Origin of the sequence: Pseudonocardia thermophila (assembly GCF_900142365.1) — a bacterium.
Lineage (GTDB): Bacteria > Actinomycetota > Actinomycetes > Mycobacteriales > Pseudonocardiaceae > Pseudonocardia > Pseudonocardia thermophila.
Genome location: NZ_FRAP01000009.1, coordinates 199,598 through 214,104 on the forward strand (window position 1 = coordinate 199,598; position 14,507 = coordinate 214,104).

The window sequence follows — 14,507 nt, forward strand, 5'->3', positions numbered from 1 at the left end:
GGGTGAGCGTCTCGTCCCCGCGGCCGTCCGGCCGCCGCACCCGCCGCCACGACCACGACGCCGGCGGCGACCCCGAGGTGCTGGCCGCGAAGGCCGCGCTGCGCGAGGAGGTGTGGACCGCGCTCACCGAGGCGAAGGTGACGCGGTTCCCCGGCGCCCGGAACCGGATCTCGAACTTCGTGGGTGCGGAGGCGGCGGCTGAGCGGCTGCGCGCGCACCCGGTGTGGCAGGCGGCGCGCACGGTGAAGTGCAATCCCGACTCCGCGCAGCTGCCGGTGCGCCAACGCGCGCTGGAGGACGGCAAGCTCCTCTACATGGCGGTGCCCCGCCTGGCCGAGGAGGAGCCGTTCTTCCTGCTCGACCCCGACCACCTCGCCGAGCCGCCGCGCAAGGCCGCCTCGATCGCCGGAGCGGCCCGGTCGGCGCGCCGAGTGGCGGTCGCCGAGCTGGAGCCGGTCGACCTGGTGGTGACCGGCTGCGTCGCGGTCGGCGTCGACGGGGCGCGGCTCGGCAAGGGCGGCGGCTTCGCCGACCTGGAGTTCGCCCTGGCCACGGCGGCGGGCCTGATCGGCGAGCACACCACCGTCGTCACGACGGTGCACGAGCTGCAGGTGCGCGGCGCCGGGGAGATCCCGACGACGCCGCACGACGCGCCGGTCGATCTCGTGGTGACCCCGGAGCGGGTCGTGGACTGCCGGCCCGGTCGCGGGGTCCGCCCAGCCGACGGGATCCGGTGGGAGGAGCTCACCCCGGAGAAGATCGCGGCGATCCCGCTCCTGGCGCGGCTGGCCGCGCAGCGGTAGCGATCGGGGCGGTGCTCGATCGGGGCGGTGCTCGATCAATGCCCCTCGATCAACGCGGCCCTCGATCAACCCGGCCCTCGATCAACCCGGCCCGCCGACGCACCGCTCAGGACCGGCGGCCCTCCTCCCAGTCCTCGTCGGCGGCGTCGTTCGCCTCGGTGCGCTCGCGGGCGATCTCGAGGGCGCGCGCCGCCGTCTGGCGATCCGGGTAGGGACCGAGCCGGTCCGCCGCCCGGCAGCCCTCCAGGGGCTCCACGGTGTTGTGCTTCAGGCACCAGAACCACTGCTCGCCGGCCACCCCCGGAGTATGCCGCCCCGGACCGCCCCTCGGCGACGACGGGCGGGGCCGGGCCGGGGGAAGAGCGCGAGTCGCGCGTTCGGCCCGGCGAGTCGCGCAGACGGTGCGGCGAGTTCCGCATGTAGTCCCGCGAGTTCCGCATCGGGTCAGCCGATCTCCGCATCCCGCGCGGCGCGTCCGCACTTCCGGACCCGCGCATCCGGAGTTCGCGGCTTCCGATTTCCGGCACCCCCAACGAATCCCCGGTCGACACCCCACGCGAACGACCGGGAAAGCCGCGTGACCGCAATCGAAGATCGGAGCGTTCGGTTCTCGCGCCTCATACCGCTCCGGGACGCGTGATGGCAGGACAGCAGCTTTCCCCAGCGAGAAACGGCGGGGAGGAATCCTCTGCAGGCGCGATCCACCTCAACACCCCGGGCCTCACGCCCTGGACCGTCCCACCACCGCTGACCGAGCGCCACCGCGAGGCGACCGCGGCGCTCGCCGTCGTCGACACCGAGGCGCACGAGCCCGCACTCTGCTCCTTCGCCGCAGAGCCCGATCACCACAGCGGCTTTCCTGATCGCACCGTGGCCTTTCCTGATCAACACTGCAGTTCCTGACCAACACTGCGGTTTCCTGACCAACACTGCGGTTTCCTGATCAACACTGCGGTTTCCTGACCAACACTGCGGCTTGCCCGCCGTCATCGTCACCGTTCCCGCAGCGTCGGTCACCCCGACCGGCGGACTCGCCTCGCCGCACCTCCGTGCTCACCGGTCCCGATGTCCGGACCCTCACCGCACCTGACCGGGCGCCCGGGCAACGGGCCACGATCCCGCTGGACGAACGATCCGGACGCGATCAAGACCTGCCAGCACATCTCACGTCCGCTTGCCGCGATCGCCGCCCGTCGGATTCCATGCTCCGGTGACCCGGCTCCAGAGCACGATCCTGCGCGACGCCGCTGCGGCCGTCCTGCGCCGGAACGACCGCGGCCGGATCATCGCGGCCGTGCCCGATCCGAGCCGGAACTACCGCTGGCACCGGGCATCGATCCTCGTCGTCGCCGGCCTGGCCCGGACGGATCTGCGGCGCGCGATGGCGGAGCTGGACGGTCTGCTCGCTGCGCAGTGGCGCACCGGGATGCTGCCGCTGTGCGTGTTCGACGACCCGGGCATCGGCTGGGGGTTCGACCCGCGGCGCTGGAGCACCACCGCGTACGCCAAGCACCCGGATCCGGCGCCGACCAGCGGGCTGGCCGCGCTGCCGGGCCAGCCGATCGCGGCGCGCATGATCCTGGAGCGCGGCCGCGACAACGGCGGCGCGGAGATGGACCTCGCCGAGGAGTACGTCGCGAACGTGTTCGACGTCCTCCTCGCCGCGCACCGCTGGACGGTCACTCACCGGGACCCGGACGGGGTCGGGCTGGTCGAGATCCACCACCCGTGGGAGTCGATGTTCGCCGCCTGTCCGCGTTGGGACGCCCCGCTGTCGCGCACCGGGCCGCATCCGGGGGCCAGCCGGGCCGAGCGCGAGTGGTACCTGCTCGATCGGATGCACGCGGTCGGCTGGGACGAGACCGCGGTGCGCGAAGTGGCCGAGTTCCGGGTGCGGGACGTGCTGGCGTCGGCCTTGCTGGCGGGCTCCGCGGAGGTCCTGGCCGAACTGGCCGACGAGGTGGGCCGCACCGAGGTCGCCGAGGAGCTCGAGCAGGACGCCGCCCGCTTCCGGGCCGGGATCGCGGCCACGATCGACCCGCGGACCGGCCTGGCCCGCGACTACGACGTGCGCGCCGGCGTGTGGCTGGACCAGGTGACGATCGCCGGGTTCGCCCCGCTCATCGCCGGCGGGGACGTGGACGTGCTCGCCGCGCAGCGAGCGATCCTGCTCGGCGACGACTGGATGGGGCACCCGGTGCTGCGCCACCCGCTGCCGCCGACGGTGTCGCCGTCGCACCCCGAGTTCCGCCGCCGGGAGCGCTGGCGGGGCCCGGTGTCGCCGTGGATGGTGCTGGCGCTCGTGTGGGCGGCGACCCGGGACGGGGCGTGGGACCTGCGCGCCGTGCTGCGCGACGCCGCGCTGGAGATGCTCGGCGATCACTCGTTCGCCGAGTTCTACGAGCCGATCACCGGGGAACCGATCGGCCCGCACGAGCACTCGTGGACGGCCTCGGTGACGCTGGACCTGCTGGGGTGACCCGGACCGCGAGGTCGGGGGCCAGGCGGTCCGGGTCAGGCTCGGGACGGTCGGGGCCGTCAGGTCAGGCCGAGCGGTCGTGCCACTGCCGGGCGAGGTCGGCGATGCCGTGGATCGAACAGGGCCAGGGAGCCGCCGGCAACCCCGTTCCGCCCTTCGTGCACGTCTGGCACCGGCCCGCCCGGTCGGGGAGGTGCTGGTCGAGCAGGCGCTGCCAGACGTCCACCATCGGCGCGAGCTCCGCGGCGAGGCGCCGCAGTTCGAGCTCCGAGGGCTTCCGGGAGCCGGCGGCGGGCTCGGTGCCGGTCTCCTCCTCGTCCTCGGCCTGCGGTGCGGCAGGCCCGGACATCGACTGGGACACTGCGGCCGGCGGTGCGTCCTGCCGGTGCCGCCGGGGCGAAGCGGGAGCCGGGCTCCTGCTGCTCACCCCCCGGACGATTCCGATCGAGGTGTGCAGCGGGCCCGGCGCGGGGCTTCTCCCCGCACCACCCGCCCCCCACGCATAGCTCATCTTCTTCCCCCCACGCGACTGGATGTGACAGTCCGTGAACGCGCCGCCCGTTCTGGTCGACATCCGATCGGGTTCCGCGCCCGCATGGGATCGTGGCCCGTCCGGCTTGCGCGCGCAAGCTCTGATGCATGACCATCTGCACGTGCATCTGAACGAGCAGCCCCTCATCTGGCGGAAGGCCAGCGCGAGCAACCCCACCGGAAACTGCGTTGAGCTGGCAAAACTCCCCAGCGGCGAGGTCGCGATGCGCAACTCCCGTTTCCCGAACGGCCCTGTGATCGTCTACACACCCGCCGAAATCGCCGCGTTCCTCGAGGGTGCCCGAGCGGGTGAGTTCGATGATCTGGCCGTGTGATTTCCGTGTGATCCACCACGCCCCGTAGCCGTCGAGGCGGTTCCACCCGTCCGCGACTTGCCGAGGGACGCCCGTTCACGGCACAGTGTTCCCCCGAACGGGGAGGTCCTGAATATGAACGTGCTGCGGGGTGAGTCCGCGGACTACTCCGCGGGTCGCGCTGACGTTCTGTCCAGTGGTTCGTCGGCCTCCGGCCCGACGGTCCTGCGCATCGCTCTCGGGGCTCAGCTGCGTCGCCGGCGGGAGGCCGCGGGTGTCACGCGCGAGCAGGCGGGCGAGGCGATCCGGGCGTCGCCCGCCAAGATCAGCCGGCTCGAGCTCGGCCGCGTCGGCTTCAAGGAGCGCGACGTCGCCGACCTCATCACGCTGTACGGCGTCACCGACCCCACTGAACGCGCCGAGTTCCTCAGCCTGGCCCGGCAGGCCAACGCTCCGGGCTGGTGGCACCGCTACTCCGACCTGCTGGAGACCTGGTTCGAGACCTACCTCGGGCTGGAGCAGGCGGCGTCGCTGATCCGCACGTACGAGCTGCAGTTCTTGCCGGGGCTGCTGCAGACCCGCGACTACGCCCGCGCGGTCACCCAGCTCGCCCGGACCGACACGCTCGAGGTCGAGCGTCGGGTCGAGCTGCGGATGCGCCGCCAGGAGATCTTCCTGTCCGGCAACGGGCCGCGGCTGTGGGCGGTGATCGACGAGGCGGCGCTGCGCCGCGGGCTGGGCAGCCCGCAGCTGATGCGCGAGCAGATCGATCACCTGCTCGAGATGAACCGGCTGCCCTCGATCTCGATCCAGATCGCACCGCTGCGCTACGGCGGCCACGCCGCGGCCGGCGGTCCGTTCACGATCCTGCGGTTCGCGGAGCCCGACCTGCCGGACATCGTCTACCTGGAGCAGCTCACCAGCGCCCTGTACCTGGACAAGCGGCCGGACGTCGAGCACTACGCCGCCGTCATGGACCGGCTGTGCGCCCAGGTCGAACAGCCGAACCGGACGGAACCGATCCTGCTGGCGATCCGGGACGAGCTGTAGCGGGCGGACTGCACGGACCGGGACGGAACGGGCACGGATTGGGTCGAGGGCGCAGGCTGCCCGCGTCACCGTTGGAGCAGCGCCACGGGCTGGATGCGGTGCGCCTGCGCACCCCGGCCGAGACGCGGTGGGCGACGATGCGCGACCACCTCGTCGAACGGCTCAAGCGGGTCCCGGTCGAGCGGATCGACGCGATGCTCGCCGAGCAGCGGTTCGTCGGCCGGGACGGCCCGATCACGCCTGACACCCCGTACCGGCCCGCCGAGTACGTGTGGTTCCACCGGGACCTGCCGGTGGAGGCGCCGGTGCCGTTCGAGATCGAGGTCGTGCACCGCGACGACCTGCTGCTGGTTGTCGACAAGCCGCACTTCATGGCCACGATCCCGCGCGGCCAGCACATCCTCGAGACCGCGCTCGTGCGGCTGCGCCGGGAGCACGGTCTGCCCGAGCTCTCACCCGCGCACCGCTTGGACCGGATGACGGCCGGGCTGCTGATGTTCGTGATCAACCGCGAGCACCGCGGCGCCTACCAGACGCTGTTCCGCGACCGGCGGGTGCGCAAGACCTACGAGGCGATCGCCCCGTACGACCCGGACCTGCCGCTGCCGCAGACGGTGCGCAGCCGCATCGTCAAGGAGCGCGGGATCATCCAGGCCCGTGAGGTCGACGGACCGCCCAACGCCGAGACGCTCGTCGAGCTGCTCGAGCACCGCGGCGGGCTCGGCCGCTACCGGCTCGCCCCGGCCACCGGGCGCACCCACCAGCTGCGCCTGCACATGCACCGGCTCGGGATCCCGATCATCGGCGACGACTTCTACCCGGTGCTCACCGAGCGGCCGCTAGACGACTTCACGAACCCGTTGCAGCTGCTCGCGGCCACGTTGGAGTTCACCGACCCGATCACCGGCGAGCTGCGCAGCTTCCGCTCGCGACGCCGGCTGGACGCCTGGCCGGACGGCTGACCGCGCTGGCGACCGACTGGCCACCGGCGCGGCGGCTGGCATCATCTGCGCATGGCTGCTCCCCGATCGACGGGTCGCACCGCACCGACGCTCGAGTCGGTGGCGGCGCTGGCCGGCGTGTCCCGGGCCACCGCGGGCCGCGTCCTCTCGGGGTCGACGCGGGTCACCGAGCGGTCCCGCGAGGCGGTGCTGCGCGCCGCCGAACAGCTGGGCTACGTGACCAACCGGGCCGCCCGCGCGCTCATGACGCGGCGCAGCGGCTCGATCGCGTTCGTCGTCACCGAGCCGGAGGAGCGGTTCTTCAACGATCCGCACTTCGCGCTGGCGCTGCGCGGAGCCCACGAGGCGGTGGCCGAGCAGGACGTGCAGCTGGTCTTCTCGATCGTCCACCTCGAGGCGGACCGGCTGCGGTTCGAGCGCTTCGCCCGCGCCGGGCACCTCGACGGCGCGATCCTGGTCTCGCTGCACGGCGACCACCCGCTCCCCCGGGCGCTGCACGCGGCCGGCATCCCGGTGATGCTCATGGGCCGCCCGCTCGTGCCGATCGAGGGTGTGAGCTACGTGTCCGCCGACAACGTCGGGGGCGGCCGGCTCGCGGCGGCGCGCCTGGCCGACATCGGCCGCACCAAGCTGGCGACGATCACCGGCCCGCGGGACATGACCGCCGCCCTGGACCGCGAGCACGGGTTCCTCACCGAGCTGACGGAGCGCGGACTGACCGGGGTCGTCGTGGACGGCGACTTCTCGATGGAGAGCGGCAGGCGGGCGATGGCCGACCTGCTCGCGACCCATCCCGACGTCGACGGGGTGTTCGCGGCGAGCGACCTGATGGCGCTGGGTGCGTTCCAGGCGATCGCGGACGCCGGCCGGTCGGTGCCTGACGACATCGCGGTCGTCGGGTTCGACGACTCCCCGCTCGCGGCGACGGTCCGGCCCGGGCTGACCACCGTCCGCCAGCCCGTGGTGGACATGGGTGCGACGCTGGCCCGCCAGCTGCTGCGCACCATCGAGGACGGCGAGGTGCCCGAACCGGTGCTCATGCCGGCCGAGCTGGTGGTCCGGGACAGCGCATGAGACCGCGTTCGGGTCGACCGGTCCGCGGTGCGCACCGCGGACCGGTCGACCCGAACCCGATCATGAACGCTCGTGAGAGCGCTCTCTTGACAGGATCACGTGGTCGGCGCCACGCTGTCACCCGTTCGTGAGAGCGCTCTCTCATCCCGCTCCCGGAGGCAACGATGCACATCCCGTCCCCGCGCAGGCGCCGTGTCGCGGCACTGGCCGCGTTGGTCACCAGCGCCGCGCTCGCCCTCTCCGCGTGCGGATCCGGCTCGGGCGCCGGCGCGTCCGGCGGCGGTCCCGTCGAGCTGACGGTCAGCCTGTTCGGCACCTTCGGCTACCAGGAGAGCGGGCTGCTCGAGGAGTACGAGCGGGCCCATCCGGGCATCACGATCAAGTACGAGTCGACGCAGGGCGAGGACAAGTACTGGCCCGCCCTGCAGACCCGACTCACGTCCGGCAAGGGCGCCTCCGACGTGCAGGGCATCGAGGTCGCCCGCATCTCCGAGGTCGTGACCAACCAGGCAGATCTGTGGACCGACCTGCGCGAGACCCCCGCCGCGGCGAACCTGCCCAACTACCTCGACTGGAAGCAGAAGGCCGCCACCACCAAGGACGGCGCGGTGCTCGGCCTCGGCACCGACATCGGGCCGATGGCCATCTGCTACCGCACCGACCTCGTCGGTCAGGCCGGCCTGCCGACCGAGCCCGCCGCGCTCGCCGCCCGCATGGGCAGCTGGCAGGACTTCCTCGCCCTCGGCGCCGAGTACCAGCGCAACGCCCCGGCCGGAAGCGCCTGGATCGACTCCGCGGGCGGGCTCTACAACGCGATCGTCTCCACCGAGCAGAAGATCTACTACGACGAGTCGGGCACGCTCGTCGTCGACTCGAACCCGGCGGTGAAGGCCGCGTTCGACATGGCCGCGGGCGCCGCGCAGGCGGGGCTCACCGCCCGGCTGGAGCAGTTCATCGACCCCGGCTGGGACTCCGGCTTCGGCGCCGGCACATTCGCCACGATCGCCTGCCCGTCCTGGATGATCGGCTACATCAAGGGCAAAGCCGGCGACGCCGGCTCGGGCAAGTGGAACGTCGTCCCGCTGCCCGGCGGCAAGGGCGGCAACTGGGGCGGCTCCTACCTGGGCATCCCCGCCGCGAGCGAGCACAAGCAGGAGGCCGCCGAGCTGATCGCCTGGCTCACCGCGCCCGAGCAGCAGGCACGCATCTTCAACTCGGTCGGCAACTTCCCGTCGACGAAGGAGGCCATCGCCCAGGTCAGCAACACCACCGACCCGTACTTCAACGGCGCCCCGATCGGCCAGATCTACTCCGCCTCCGCGGAGGCCGCCCCGGTGCAGGTCCTCGGTCCCGACGACGGCGTGGTGAAGAAGGCGATGAACAAGGCGCTGCTGTCCGTCGAGGCGAACGGGGTCTCCCCCGCCGACGCCTGGGCCAACGCCCTGCGGGACGTCCGCCAGCAGGTCGGCTGACCGTGACGCTCTCCCTGGACCCCACGCCAGCCGGAACCGCGACCTCCGCCCGGCCGGCGTGGCGCTCCCGCCTCCACCGGTGGGAGGGCCGCAGTGCACCGTACGTCTACATCGCGCCGTTCTTCCTCGTGTTCGGGGCGTTCGGGCTGTTCCCGCTGATCTACACGGCGTGGATCAGCCTGCACCGCTACCGGCTCGGCGGCTCGATGTCGTGGATCGGCCTGGACAACTACATCTGGCTGTTCACGAACCCGCAGTTCTACAACGCGCTCTGGAAGACGATCACGATCGGCATCCTGTCGACCGTGCCGCAGCTGCTGATGGCGCTGGGCCTGGCCCATCTGCTCAACTACAAGCTGCGCGGCCGCACGTTCTTCCGGGTCTCGATGATCATGCCGTACGCGACGTCGGTCGCGGCGGCGACGCTGGTGTTCACCCAGCTGTTCGCCCGTGACGCCGGCGCCATCAACTGGCTGCTCGGCCTGGTCGGCATCGACTCGATCGACTGGCGCAACGGCGACTGGACAGCCCAGATCGCCATCTCGATCATCATCATCTGGCGCTGGACCGGCTACAACGCGCTGATCTACCTCGCCGGGATGCAGTCGATCCCGCAGGACCTCTACGAGGCCGCCGCGATCGACGGCGCCAGCCGCTGGCAGCAGTTCCTCCACGTCACCCTGCCCGGGCTGCGCCCGACCATCCTGTTCACGATCGTCGTCTCCACGATCGGGGCCAGCCAGGTCTTCGGCGAGCCGCTGATCTTCGGCGGCGGGCAGCCGACCGGCGGCGCGCTCGGGCAGTACCAGACCCTCGGCCTGTTCATGTACGAGCAGGGCTGGACGTTCGGGCAGCTCGGCCGGGCCGCGACCGTGGCCTGGGTGACGTTCGCGGTGATCGTCGTGCTGGTGCTGATCAACACCTGGCTCGCCCGGCGCCGGGAGCGTGCGGCATGACCGTGACCGCCGGCCCCGACACCACGCGAACCCACCGCGTGTCCACCCGGACCGTGACCGAGGAGCCCCCGGCCCGGCGGCGCACCCGGCGCGGCGTCACCTCGGCCGGTCCGCTCGCCTGCACCGTGCTCGGCGTGACGGCCGTGCTGTTCGTGCTGCCCTTCTACTACATGATCGTCGCCGCGAGCCGGCCGATGTCGGAGATGGCGCAGTTGCCGCCCCCGATGACCCCGGGCCCGCTGCTGCTGGACAACATCGAGAAGGCGCTCGCCCAGCAGGACCTGGGGCTCGCGCTGGCGAACACGTTCTTCGTCGCCGGCGTGGTGACGGTCAGCACCGTGCTGCTGTGCACGCTGGCCGGCTTCGCGTTCGCCAAGCTGCGCTTCCGCGGACGCACCCAGCTGTTCGGGCTCGCCGTCGGCACGATGATGATCCCGCCGAGCCTCGGCGTCGTGCCGCTCTACAGCCTCATGGTCGCGCTCGGCCTGGCCGGCAACCTGGCGTCGGTGATCCTGCCGTCGCTGGTCGGCGCGTTCGGCGTGTTCTTCATGCGTCAGTACGTCGTGCAGGCGCTGCCCGACGAGCTGCTCGACGCCGCCAAGATCGACGGCGCCACCATGCTGCGGACATTCTGGAGCGTCGTGCTGCCGATCTGCCGGCCGGGCATGGCCGTGCTCGCCATGTTGACCTTCATGACGACCTGGAACGACTTCTTCTGGCCGGTCATCACCCTCGACTCGTCGAACCCGACCGTGCAGGTGGCGCTGGCCAACCTCGGCACCGGCTACGTCCCCGACACGAGCGTGATCATGGCCGGCACGCTCGTCGGCACCCTGCCGGTGATCGTCGTGTTCCTGCTGCTCGGCCGCCAGATCGTCGGCGGCATCATCGCCGGCGCCGTCAAGGGCTGACGTCCGGTTCCTCCGCCCACCCCGTTCTCCCCGAAAGGCACCATGACCGCCATCCAGCCTGCCCGGCGCACCGAGCTGCTGCGCTTCCCCGACGGCTTCCTCTGGGGCGCGGCGACCGCCGCCTACCAGATCGAGGGCGCCGTCGCGGAGGACGGCCGCACCCCGTCGATCTGGGACACCTTCTCCCACACCCCCGGCAAGGTCCTGAACAGCGACACCGGTGACGTCGCCGCCGACCACTACCACCGCTACCGCGAGGACGTCGCGCTGATGGCCGAGCTGGGCATCACGGCCTACCGGTTCTCGGTGTCGTGGTCACGGATCACCCCGCACGTCACCGCCGACGCGCTCGGCCCGGTCAACGAGGCCGGGATCGCGTTCTACTCGTCGCTGGTGGACGAACTGCTCGCCGCCGGGATCACGCCCATGCTGACGCTGTACCACTGGGACCTCCCCCAGGCGCTGGAGGACGCAGACGGCTGGGCGAACCGGGCCACCGCGCAGCGGTTCGCCGAGTACGCCTCCGTGGTGGCCGCCCGGCTCGGCGACCGGGTCACCCGCTTCACCACGCTCAACGAGCCGTTCTGCTCGGCCTACCTCGGCTACGCCAGCGGCGTGCACGCGCCGGGCCGCACCGACGACGTGGCCGCGCTGCGGGCGGTGCACCACCTCAACCTCGCCCACGGCCTCGCCGTCGCGGCCATCCGGGAGGCCGCGCCGAACGCGCGGGTCAGCATCACCCTGAACCTCGCGTGGGTGCGCCCGGAAACCGACTCCGAGCGCGACGCCGACGCCGCCCGCCGCATCGACGGCCTGCAGAACCGGGTGTTCCTCGACCCGATCCTGCACGGCCGCTACCCCGCCGACGTCCTCGCCGACACCGCGGCCGTCACCGACTGGTCGTTCGTGCTGCCCGGCGACCTCGAGGTGATCTCGGCGCCGATCGACGCGCTGGGCGTCAACTACTACCACCCGACCCACGTGCGGCACTGGACCCGCGAACGCCCCCGCGAGGGCGCGGACGGGCACGCCGGCGGCGGCGCACGGCCGTGGGTGGCCGCCGACGACGTCGAGTTCCCCGTCCAGCACGGGGCACCGTGCACTGCGATGGGGTGGACGATCGATCCGCGCGGCCTGCGCGAGCTGCTGCTGCGGGTGGCCGCGGAGCGGCCGGGGCTGGAGCTGATGGTGACCGAGAACGGCGCCGCGTACCCCGACGAACCCGGCCCGGACGGGCGGGTCGCCGATCCCGAGCGCATCGCGTACCTGCGCGACCACCTCGCCGCCGTGCACGAGGCCATCAGCGCGGGAGCTCCGGTCACCGGCTACTACGTCTGGTCGCTCCTGGACAACTTCGAGTGGTCGCACGGTTACTCCAAGCGGTTCGGGATCGTCGCCGTCGACTACGCCACTCAGCGGCGCACCCCGAAGGACAGCGCCTGGTTCTACGCGGCGACCGCCCGCGCGAACGCCGTCGAGCGGATCTTGCTCGATTGAACGTTCACGCGAAATCGGGCCCTGACCAGGACCGGAGTTCGCACGTGCGGGTCGTAACGGTTTCGAGACGAACGACGAGCTGACCTATGGGCGACACCGGAGTGGCCTCCGGATCGACGGGAGGTACAGTGCGTCCCGGTCGACCGGTTCCGATGCTCGACGACACCGCCCGATGGGAGGGGCCCGGTCTTGCGCGACGACGACCCGCAGCGCGGTACCGAGTCGGGCGATCCGCTCGATCTCGCCGCCTTGCGAGCCGACGACGAGTTCGTCGAGCACTTCGCGACCTCGGGTACCCCGAAACCGCCGACCGGTGATCCCGTCCAGGACGAGCTCGCCGCCATGTTCGCGGCGTGGGTGGCGGAGGTGCGACCGGAGACCGCCGACTCGGGCGCGCTGAAGGCGGAGTCGGCCGCGCCGGAGGCCGAGACCCCGGCGCAGGACGGCGAGCCCGAGCTGGTGCGGGCCGCACCTCGGTTACAGCCCGTGCCCGATCCGCAGCCCCCGCCGCCCGCGCTCATCGGTCGCCGGCACGAAGCCGCGGGCGCCGGGCCGTACGTGCGCCGGTTCGCCGTCGCCGCCACGATCGTCGCGATCGCCGGATCCGGGCTGGCCATCGCCGCGTACGAGGCCGAGCCCGGCGGCGCGCTGTGGCCGGTCGCCAAGGTCTTCTACGCGGAGAAGGCCCGCTCCATCGAGGCCGCTCTCGACGTGAGCAAGCTGCACCTGGCCGCGCGGGAGGCACTCGCCCGCGGTGACCGCCCCGCTGCCGCGGCCGCGCTGGCCGTCGCCGAGCGGGAGCTGGCCGCAGTGCGGCCCGACGAAGGCCGCGAGCTCCTCGCCAAGGAGCACGCCGAGATCATCGTCGCGGTCGTCGGCGGCGAGATCATCCCGAGCCTTCCGCCGGTGCTGGAGTCCCCGGACCCGACCGGGCTCGGCCCGCTCGCCTCCGCGCCCACGGTGACCCCATCGGCACAGGCCGCTGCGCCACCCACTGGGCTTGCCGTGTCGGCCCAGCCCGCCCCGCCGTCCAGCGGGGCGCCGCCGGCCGATCCGGGTGTCTCGGCGGCCCCTCCGCCACCGCCCGACCAGAGTCCAGCCCCTGCCGGACCAGCCGCACCGCCCGCCGAGCCGGGGACGACCCATTCCCCGCCCGCTGGGGAGCCGTCCGGGCCCATCACTGCGGGACCCGCGAACGAACCGTCGGTGTCGGCCGGCTCGACCCGACCGGAGCCGAACGAACCGACTGCACTGGTCTCCGAGCCACCCTCGCCGCCGGCCGAGCCCTCAGGTTCGGGTGGGGCCGATTCGGCGCCGGGACCGTCCGCCGGGGAGCCGACCAGTGACGGTTCGACCAGCACCCCCTCCAGCAGCGCTCCGCCGAGCAGCAGCCCCTCCAGCGCCGGTCCGTCGAGCAGCGGACCATCCGGTAGCGGCCCGTCGAGCGAGGGCTCGTCCGCCGGCCCGGCGCCGGCTGCGCGCAGCACCGGCTCGACGACGGAGGAGGACTCGGACGCTGACGACGACGCGACCGATCCGTCCGACGACTCCCCCGCCGCCGGCGGCAGCTCCCGCGCCGAGCGCGACGAGGGCAGCGACTCCGCGTCCGACGACGAGGACACCGACGAGGACACCGACGACGAGGACACCGACGAGGACACCGACGACGAGGACACCGACGAGGACACCGACGACGAGGACACCGACGACGCCGACGACGACGCTGACGCGGAGGGCTCCGAGGACGACGAGTCGGCGGGTGATCAGCCACGAGGCCTGATCGGCACGGTCACGCGGCTGCTGAGCAACACGGTGCACGCCCTGCTCGGCTGACACCCGCCGCGCCGCCCTGATGGTCGGAGAGCCACTCTCCTGCCATTTCGTGGTGAGAAGGAAGCTCCGGTAGACGCGATCCGCTGCGACAGCGCCCCGGTCTCACCACCCGGACTGTCCCGCCGCTCCTGACCGAGCACCACCGCACGGTGACCACGGCGGACCCACACAGCTCGCGCGCGTCGACGACGGCGGAGGGCGCGAGCACCGCGCGAGCGACTCACCGATCCAGCGCAGGGCTGTTGTCGACCCACAGGCGCGCGAGCCGCGCTCTGCGCGGAAGGAGCAGAGCGCAGGCAGCACTGCGGTCTTCCGGCCCCTCCCGTCAACCCCAGCGCCGGGTCAGCGCCGCCAGCCCGCGCTCGGTGGGCCGCCCGTGCAGCCGCAGCCGCGCCATGCCGCCGTCCGGGTGGACGTCCAGCCGCACGTGCGTGACCGGCTCGTGCGCGTCCAGCACGAACCGGTGCCGGGTGTCCGGCACGAGCGGGGTGCGCGCCAGCAGTGGCCGCCAACGGCCGTCGCCGCCGTGTCCGGACAGCTGTGCGGCGGCGGGTGCGTTGTGCAGGAACCAGCTGGTGTCCAGCTCGGCGACCGCGATCGTGCCCTCGCAGGCGAGCGCGACCTC

At 72.5% G+C, this 14,507-nt stretch carries 14 protein-coding genes and 1 pseudogene; 12 read left to right on the forward strand and 3 right to left on the reverse strand.

Annotated features, from left to right (window positions below):
• Positions 1-2 precede the first annotated feature (2 nt).
• Complete coding sequence (locus BUE41_RS13855; protein ID WP_200803889.1) at positions 3-803, forward strand: 5-formyltetrahydrofolate cyclo-ligase; 801 nt, start codon at positions 3-5, stop codon at positions 801-803.
• Between the two features lie 106 nt (positions 804-909).
• Here BUE41_RS13855 and BUE41_RS13860 read toward each other — a convergent pair whose 3' ends face one another.
• The gene (locus BUE41_RS13860) at positions 910-1,101 is read right to left on the reverse strand and encodes a hypothetical protein (protein WP_073457483.1); all 192 of its coding nucleotides are present in this window, start codon (positions 1,099-1,101) and stop codon (positions 910-912) included.
• Between the two features lie 341 nt (positions 1,102-1,442).
• Between BUE41_RS13860 and BUE41_RS30225 the strand changes: the two genes are divergently transcribed.
• Complete coding sequence (locus BUE41_RS30225) at positions 1,443-1,706, forward strand: hypothetical protein (RefSeq protein WP_143172143.1); 264 nt, start codon at positions 1,443-1,445, stop codon at positions 1,704-1,706.
• 307 nt (positions 1,707-2,013) lie between these two features.
• Positions 2,014-3,282, forward strand: coding sequence for an MGH1-like glycoside hydrolase domain-containing protein (locus tag BUE41_RS13865; protein ID WP_073457484.1), 1,269 nt, complete (start codon positions 2,014-2,016; stop codon positions 3,280-3,282).
• 64 nt (positions 3,283-3,346) lie between these two features.
• On the opposite strand, the gene BUE41_RS30230 is transcribed toward BUE41_RS13865, so the two are convergent.
• Positions 3,347-3,631, reverse strand: coding sequence for a hypothetical protein (locus tag BUE41_RS30230; protein ID WP_073457485.1), 285 nt, complete (start codon positions 3,629-3,631; stop codon positions 3,347-3,349).
• Between the two features lie 286 nt (positions 3,632-3,917).
• Between BUE41_RS30230 and BUE41_RS13875 the strand changes: the two genes are divergently transcribed.
• The 9 genes from BUE41_RS13875 to BUE41_RS13915 all read left to right on the forward strand — a co-directional run bounded on the left by BUE41_RS13875 (position 3,918) and on the right by BUE41_RS13915 (position 13,882).
• On the forward strand, positions 3,918-4,148 hold the full coding sequence (locus BUE41_RS13875) for a DUF397 domain-containing protein (RefSeq protein WP_073457486.1): 231 nt from the start codon (positions 3,918-3,920) through the stop codon (positions 4,146-4,148).
• A 114-nt stretch (positions 4,149-4,262) separates the two neighbouring features.
• The gene (locus BUE41_RS13880; protein WP_073457487.1) at positions 4,263-5,177 is read left to right on the forward strand and encodes a helix-turn-helix domain-containing protein; all 915 of its coding nucleotides are present in this window, start codon (positions 4,263-4,265) and stop codon (positions 5,175-5,177) included.
• A 71-nt stretch (positions 5,178-5,248) separates the two neighbouring features.
• The gene (locus tag BUE41_RS13885) at positions 5,249-6,139 is read left to right on the forward strand and encodes a pseudouridine synthase (protein ID WP_234997244.1); all 891 of its coding nucleotides are present in this window, start codon (positions 5,249-5,251) and stop codon (positions 6,137-6,139) included.
• Between the two features lie 51 nt (positions 6,140-6,190).
• Positions 6,191-7,213: a LacI family DNA-binding transcriptional regulator gene (locus BUE41_RS13890; protein ID WP_073457488.1), complete on the forward strand. Its 1,023-nt coding sequence runs from the start codon at positions 6,191-6,193 to the stop codon at positions 7,211-7,213.
• A gap of 164 nt (positions 7,214-7,377) precedes the next feature.
• The gene (locus tag BUE41_RS13895; protein WP_073457489.1) at positions 7,378-8,685 is read left to right on the forward strand and encodes an ABC transporter substrate-binding protein; all 1,308 of its coding nucleotides are present in this window, start codon (positions 7,378-7,380) and stop codon (positions 8,683-8,685) included.
• 2 nt (positions 8,686-8,687) lie between these two features.
• Positions 8,688-9,641 carry a carbohydrate ABC transporter permease gene (locus BUE41_RS13900; RefSeq protein ID WP_143172144.1) on the forward strand — a complete coding sequence of 318 codons (954 nt, stop codon included), beginning with the start codon at positions 8,688-8,690 and terminating at the stop codon, positions 9,639-9,641.
• Positions 9,638-10,552, forward strand: coding sequence for a carbohydrate ABC transporter permease (locus BUE41_RS13905; RefSeq protein WP_073457490.1), 915 nt, complete (start codon positions 9,638-9,640; stop codon positions 10,550-10,552). Before BUE41_RS13900 ends, BUE41_RS13905 begins: the two co-directional genes overlap by 4 nt.
• Positions 10,553-10,594: 42 nt before the next feature.
• Positions 10,595-12,049, forward strand: coding sequence for a GH1 family beta-glucosidase (locus tag BUE41_RS13910; RefSeq protein WP_073457491.1), 1,455 nt, complete (start codon positions 10,595-10,597; stop codon positions 12,047-12,049).
• A gap of 189 nt (positions 12,050-12,238) precedes the next feature.
• Positions 12,239-13,882, forward strand: coding sequence for a hypothetical protein (locus tag BUE41_RS13915; RefSeq protein WP_073457492.1), 1,644 nt, complete (start codon positions 12,239-12,241; stop codon positions 13,880-13,882).
• Positions 13,883-14,207: 325 nt separating this feature from the next.
• On the opposite strand, the pseudogene BUE41_RS13920 reads toward BUE41_RS13915, so the two are convergent.
• Positions 14,208-14,507 (reverse strand): annotated as a pseudogene (locus BUE41_RS13920) (allantoicase); the annotation flags it as partial.